Below are 6448 nucleotides of genomic sequence, written 5' to 3'. Positions count from 1 at the left end.
TCCTAAGGGCAAAGTCGGACACAAAAAAGGCTTTCTCTACAATTGCCGCTTTGGTTAGGATTTACCTGATAAGCCATTTAGACGTTTATTGGGTGATTGAAAACTGTAGACGGACTTATGTCAAAAATGTAAAAGCAAAAAACAAAAGTCCTGACATACAACTCGCATTTTTCTGAAAAAAAGGGGGGGGGTAGGTAATTGAAAAACAATTGAAGATATGCTTATATTGCTGTTTATCAACACTTACAATCTTTGAAGATTGGAGATTTCTAGTTTTGTCGGTCAGTAGTGTTTTTAAATAAAGAACGAATTATCCCACCCCTAACAACACCTTAAAAAATACGGCATTCGTCAAAAAATGCAGTACTCTTATCATATTTGGCAATATGCCATTGTGATAAATTTGGCAATTCCGTCCCATGGGTTGCATCAATCCAAACGTTTGTATAAATTTACCCCATCAATAAAATATGACACCATGGCATTATTTGGAACATTAGACGTACTGGCCGCACAGGCACCCGAACATGCCCTTCTGAAAGAAGGCATCCGCTTTTTGCAAACGGTGAACATGACCGACATGTTTGCCCTCACCTCACCCGGCAACAACCACAAGGTCGAAATAAAGGGGAAAGAGCTGTTTGCCATTTTTCAGACCTACGATTCAAAACCCCTTTCGGGCTTAAAGTTTGAAGGCCATAAAAAATACATCGACATTCAGTTCATCTACTCGGGCGAAGAGTTCATTGGCGTAGCCGGACTGGGTCAGATTAGCGAAAACGCGGAATATAACGACGAAAAAGACATTCACCTCTCAAAGGTTGAAAAATATTCCAATTGGATGATTCTCCCTGGCGAAGCAGCCATCTTGTTCCCCGAGGATATGCATGCGCCCGGCATGGCCATCGACCAACCCACACGCATCCAAAAAGTGGTGGTGAAAGTGGCAGTGTAAGCAGAAAATCCAACTCAATAGAGTTAAAGAAAACACAGGGACACAAAGGCACAGAGATTGATCAGAAATGGCCGAAATCTGTTGAAAGACTAAAACTTGTGTATCATATAGAAATGCAGACTCCGCAAAGCCTATATGCCGCTGCAACTGCATTTTTACAAACATTCCACAAAAGGGGTGTGTTGTTTCGAGAGCTAACCCGAAACGACACACCCCTTTTCATATAACGCAGCAATCGGATACAACTCCCAACGATGTTAGTAATCGACAAAAATCCCCCTATCGATCCTATGCACCCACGAGTTCTTGCTTTGTAACAAGAAGTGATTTTTCCTGATGAGGTATTTTTTTGAAGGGGAGTAATACCAAGTGCTCCAAGGTCACTTCGGCAATGTCCTTTACTTTGACCGGACTGACGGCTGCCAACGTTTTTTTGCACATGGGGCAGGCAGTCACAAGCGTTTGCGTGCGGGCATCAACCAATCGGTCAACAGCATGCGAGGCAATTTGCTGGCGACCGGCATCTTTCATCCGATATCCGCCCAAACTGCCGCCACAACAAAGCGAGGCCTGACGCTGATCGGAGGAGGATTGCAACGTCACCATTCGGCTGAGCACGTCACGTGGCTCGTCGTACACGCCGCAACCACGCCCCAATTCGCACGGGTCGTGATAAACCATCACGGCATCGGAGTGCGACACCTGCAAACGCCCATCCCCCACCATTTGCTTTAACCATTGGGTATGATGCATCACCGTGATGGGCAACTGATAATATTGTGAAAACATTTTATAACAAACGGGACAAGAAGTCACCAACACCTGCGCTTCGGACGCGGCCAGCAATTGACTGTTTTGCGCCACCTGTGCCCGGGCAGCATCGGCCTGCCCCGACAGGAACAAGGGACGTCCGCAACACATCCCGTTATTGGCATCCATCTCAACAAAACTGACACCGGCTGCCTGCATCAATCGACGCATGGCCGAAGTCACCGCCGGCGTGAGTGCCCCCACGCAGCCCGGAAAATAAACCACTCGTCCGCCATTGGCTCCAACAGCAACAGACGCCGATTCAACAGGATTGACTGCCCAATCAGAAGCTCCCTTGCGACGTCCCTCAAGCCGCAGACTCCCCAACCGGAGCCCAACCGGACAACGCGATTCACAACTGCCACACATCAAACAGTCGTGCGCCTTAGCAGCCGTCACATATCCATATCGCGCATCCCGAACATAATACACAGCCTGTCCATCATTACCGACAGGCAACATGGCACAGCCATCAATACAAATACCGCAGCGAGAACAGGCCTCCAACTCAATAGGCTGAAGACTTTGAGGAGACACGCCCCAATGGCGAAAAAGTATCAAAACCAACTCCGCCGGAATATGCATGTAGCGCGACCAAGGCAACATTAAAAAGAAACCGCCCAACACAATTGAGTATCCCCACCACAGGGCGCCATCGACCTGCCAGGCGGCCAAAAGATCAGCCCAAGGGCTCAAAACAGCTCCCACAGTCCCAGTGAGGAAACTCCCCCCGCCATGAATAGCCGCAGTGCCCCCTTCGGACAACAACCGCACGGGAAAAACGAACCACAAAAAGGTCAATGCAACCCTGTCGGGCCAAATATGACGCGCACTTTTTCGCATCCCCAACGCCGATGGCGCCACGCGCTTATACCAAGCCAACGCAACGCCGGACAATACCAACAACAGAGCCGCATCCATCAGGAATTCATACACAACACTGCCGGCAAAATGCACATCTCCCGGATAAAAGGATTTAAAAAATATGGGCAACCACACCGCATTAACGTGGTTCCCTGTAAAAGCAAGTGTTTGGAATTTACCCACGACAATAAGCAGAAACCAGCCCATTGCCAGACTCATGTGCATATAGCCCAAACGAGGTGAAACCCGAAAGATATTACGATGCAGTAACCCTTCCCGCACCATCTCAACCAAAGCCCGCAGAGTGTGCACCGAAAAGATGCGTGACAAAGCCATTTTTTTATCTACAGAAGAAAACCCCAGCCACCAGCGGCATATTTTTACCACAAGTAAAAGCATCATCGACCAAAAACCGATGGCAAAAGGGATTACAAACCAATCGAAAGGTTGCGTCATGACAAGGATTATTGATGTAAGATATTACCAGATGAATCGGGGGAAAAAGTCAATGCAGCAATCACCCCCCTGGTGTTGACCCCCATGGGACACACAAACCGACATTTACCGCAAAACAAACAGCCCTCAAGCGCAGCACGGGCATCGGCCAGCAGGCCACGCCGCAAGAGCAAAATCGCTTTGGCCACACTCACATTTGCCGAAGCGGCACAAGCAGCAGCGCAACCGCCGCAAGTAATGCAGTTGACCAGCGATGGTTCGATGGCCTTCAAGACGTCCACGCTGTCGCCCCAAGCACCAGCCATCGACAAATCGCGCACCTGCATTAAATCGAAACCAAATTTATTCCTTCGTTTATCCATAAGTCATCACCAGCGATTCAACGATTCAAATCAAGCAACAATTGTTGAGCTGCGGCCTGTCCGTCGTTCCAGGCTTCGGCTACCGACAGAGGGCCTTTACAGCTTCCGGCCAGATAGAGCCCACGGGTCGGCGTTCGGTTTGAAGCCACCAACTCGTCGTTGCCCCTGGCAAAACCGGCATCAATCTGTTTCACTCCCAAATCCTCAATGAGCCATTTGGGAAGATCGGCCTCCATACCAACCATGAGTACCAACAAATCGAACTCATCACGAATGGGACGTCCCAAAAGGGTATCTTCAGCCTTCACGCGCAACCGTCCCTCATCACTCTCAGCCACTTCCGAGACACGTCCGCGCACAAAAAGCACCTGCCAATCGCGTTGCGCCTCAAGGTACAATTCCTCGTACCCGTTTCCGAACATGCGCATATCCATGTAAAAAGCCGTCACACGACTATTGGGAAATCGTTTTCGCAGTTCAATAGATTGTTTCACCCCCGTCACACAGCACATGCGGCTACAATGGCGATTGCCCGACTTTTCGTCGCGTGAACCCACACAGTGCACCACGCCAATGCGCAATGCTTGCTGCTGCAAAAGCTCAACGGGAAAAGGCACTTCCCCGGCAAGCATTTTCTCGAGGTCGGCCGAAGTCACCACACGCGGGTAAATACCGTAACCGAGCTCCTCTTTCCTGGAGGCATCAAACACCCTGAATCCTCCCGCGTAAACCAAAGCATCGGCAACCTCCGTTTGACCATCGGGCATAACAATTTTAAACTGCCCATTGGCATGACGAGACACACCAGCGATGTGACATCCCGGATGAAAATCCACTTGCCGGGTTTCGGCCGCCATAGAAACCGCCACATCACGTGCAGGCACAAAGCGCGGAAACAACCATGCCCAATCATTCAAATGTCCACCGGCCGCGGCCTCCCGATGAAACACACTCACTCGCAAACCATTGCGTGACAACACCGATGCAGCTCCCAGCCCGGCAGGCCCGGCTCCGATGACTGCTATTTTTTTTGTATGCATTTATATCAAACGATAGGATTAACAACTCGTATTTTACAATCAAACCAACAAAATGTCAGGTTCCTGAGGACGAGGCAATTGTCGTCCACCGCGAGTACGAAATTTTCCACCCGGGTCAAAGACCACCCCCATTTTTTCCAACAAACTTTCGGGCTGCACCTGATGCATTTGCAACCCAATTTCCCAAGGATCGTACCCCAAAACCAATCCGGCCAGTTCCTCATGACTCAATACCGGGATGCCACGTCCGGCAGCATCGTATGTCTTCCCTTCCATTTCGCTAAGTGTGTATTGCCATCGATCCAAAAACATGGCACAACCGGGACAATTGGCCACGATAAAATCGGGCTGATAAGGCGCCATCGATTCAAACTTTATTTTAGAGTTGGACACCGAATAACCACGCGTCTCTTTTAAAATGTACTGCCGAAACCCGAATCCACAACAATGACGACGCTCGGGATAATCGACCGATGAAGCACCAAACTCGGTAACCACATCACTTAAAACACGAGGAAACTCAGCTCCCCCAATACCTTTCACCGGAAATATTTTAGCATAATGACAGCCAATGTGATCAACACCTTTCAACGGCTCACCAGTTTGAGCATTCACCAATTTGTATTGAGCCATTTGAGCTATTTCACGCCGGTATTTGTATATGACATCCGAGGCATGCGCCACATTGGCAGGCTTGACAAATTCGCGACGCGTGGCCCTCCACAAATGCTCACGCACTTTGGTCTCGAGCTCCGGATGGTCGTCCCACAGGTGTAACACTTCATTATAAATGCCAAATGAAGTGACACACGACACCAACAGATTTTTAAACCCGGACTCGGTCATCAATGCCATTTGACGAGCCACCACAGTCATGATGGTTTCAAGCGGCACAATATCGGTATGATAGCCAATACCGGTACAAGAAGTATGACGGGCGTCCTCGACCACGGTGAGCTTCAATCGTTCCCGAAGGATATTTAACAACACATTTTCAGCCCCCGGGAAGAAGGTTTGTCGGATACAGCTGCGCACATAAAAAAAATCATCCGCAGCAATCTCCTTTTCATATGAGGTCCATTTCATTTTTTCAAATAGTATCAAGACGTAAGTATCAAGACATAAGACAAAGAAGCATCTGATTAAACCTCTTTGAATCAGACTTAAAAAATCGATCTTTTAATTGTTAGTAATATCCAGAAGAGTCACTCATGCGTGATTGGTTCATTTGCACTCACACACGTCGAACATAAATCACGTCCCGGAATCATCTGTTTGCTAAATGCCTGATTTGATATTCAATGCTCAACCACGATGACCGGCAAAATTCCGGACTTTATCCATCAACTCCATACAACCGGTTTGCTCAAAAATGGCGTGCAATTCGGCAAGTGTCTCCGTGTCAATATCACGACAAGCACCGGCTCCGGGCTGTCGATAAGTCGCACCAACCTTCTCGAAAACTTCGGCTTTGTTTTCATAAATCCACTCCCACACCGGCCCTTGCTCAGGATGATTTTGGGGAATCATCAAATCAGGTGTCACACAATACCCTGTTTCAAACAAGTTATTGCCGATATTCACCACAATATCGTACTGCAACCGCCCAAGTTCAGAATATTGAAATAACCCGGTCTCCTGACTTACCTTTCGCAACACCTGAATCAACATTCCAGGCACGTTGCCACGCGGACAGCGAGGCTTGCACGACATACACTGACCACACTGCCAAATGTCGTCGCTTTTGAGCAAGGACTCAATCACCGCTTCATCGTTCGACTGCACCTGAATACAAACCTGACGTGGATCGTAGGGATAAAAAGATGCAGCGGGGCATATGGCTGTGCATATCCCACAATTCATACAGGCTTTTAACGCATCGCCAAAACGAATATCGGCATGTAACGCCGCTAACAATCCTTTTTCCGTATGTCTTTCTTGTTTTGCCTTGACCATGTTCG

Annotated in this window: 6 protein-coding genes; 1 reads left to right on the top strand and 5 read right to left on the bottom strand. The window is 48.6% G+C overall.

The genetic code is table 11. The features are described from left to right. The first annotated feature begins 478 nt into the window (after positions 1 to 478). Positions 479 to 955, top strand: coding sequence for a YhcH/YjgK/YiaL family protein (locus LX69_RS12205; RefSeq protein WP_170124369.1), 477 nt, complete (start codon positions 479 to 481; stop codon positions 953 to 955). A 288-nt stretch (positions 956 to 1243) separates the two neighbouring features. Here the strand turns inward: LX69_RS12205 and LX69_RS12200 are convergent, their stop codons facing one another. The 5 genes from LX69_RS12200 to LX69_RS12180 form a co-directional block, all read right to left on the bottom strand. Next, a complete protein-coding gene (locus LX69_RS12200) occupies positions 1244 to 3085 on the bottom strand; it encodes a (Fe-S)-binding protein (protein ID WP_111446334.1) in 1842 nt (613 codons plus the stop codon). A gap of 8 nt (positions 3086 to 3093) precedes the next feature. After that, positions 3094 to 3447 carry a 4Fe-4S dicluster domain-containing protein gene (locus LX69_RS12195; RefSeq protein ID WP_111446333.1) on the bottom strand — a complete coding sequence of 118 codons (354 nt, stop codon included), beginning with the start codon at positions 3445 to 3447 and terminating at the stop codon, positions 3094 to 3096. A gap of 17 nt (positions 3448 to 3464) precedes the next feature. Next, complete coding sequence (locus LX69_RS18245; protein WP_111446332.1) at positions 3465 to 4487, bottom strand: NAD(P)-binding protein; 1023 nt, start codon at positions 4485 to 4487, stop codon at positions 3465 to 3467. Positions 4488 to 4526: 39 nt separating this feature from the next. Then, positions 4527 to 5573 (bottom strand): heterodisulfide reductase-related iron-sulfur binding cluster, encoded by a 1047-nt coding sequence (locus LX69_RS12185; RefSeq protein WP_111446331.1) that lies wholly within the window; start codon positions 5571 to 5573, stop codon positions 4527 to 4529. Between the two features lie 219 nt (positions 5574 to 5792). After that, on the bottom strand, positions 5793 to 6443 hold the full coding sequence (locus LX69_RS12180) for a 4Fe-4S dicluster domain-containing protein (protein WP_146260726.1): 651 nt from the start codon (positions 6441 to 6443) through the stop codon (positions 5793 to 5795). Positions 6444 to 6448 lie beyond the last annotated feature (5 nt).

The organism is Breznakibacter xylanolyticus (genome assembly GCF_003254275.1).
Classification (GTDB): domain Bacteria; phylum Bacteroidota; class Bacteroidia; order Bacteroidales; family Marinilabiliaceae; genus Breznakibacter; species Breznakibacter xylanolyticus.
This window is presented reverse-complemented; position numbering and strand designations above follow the sequence as displayed.

Coding starts and splice junctions, on each gene's coding strand:
- LX69_RS12205 (WP_170124369.1), top strand. CDS start 479: ATGGCATTATTTGGAACATTAGACGTACTGGCCGCACAGGCACCCGAA.
- LX69_RS12195 (WP_111446333.1), bottom strand. CDS start 3,447: ATGGATAAACGAAGGAATAAATTTGGTTTCGATTTAATGCAGGTGCGC.
- LX69_RS12180 (WP_146260726.1), bottom strand. CDS start 6,443: ATGGTCAAGGCAAAACAAGAAAGACATACGGAAAAAGGATTGTTAGCG.
- LX69_RS12185 (WP_111446331.1), bottom strand. CDS start 5,573: ATGAAATGGACCTCATATGAAAAGGAGATTGCTGCGGATGATTTTTTT.
- LX69_RS18245 (WP_111446332.1), bottom strand. CDS start 4,487: ATGCATACAAAAAAAATAGCAGTCATCGGAGCCGGGCCTGCCGGGCTG.
- LX69_RS12200 (WP_111446334.1), bottom strand. CDS start 3,085: ATGACGCAACCTTTCGATTGGTTTGTAATCCCTTTTGCCATCGGTTTT.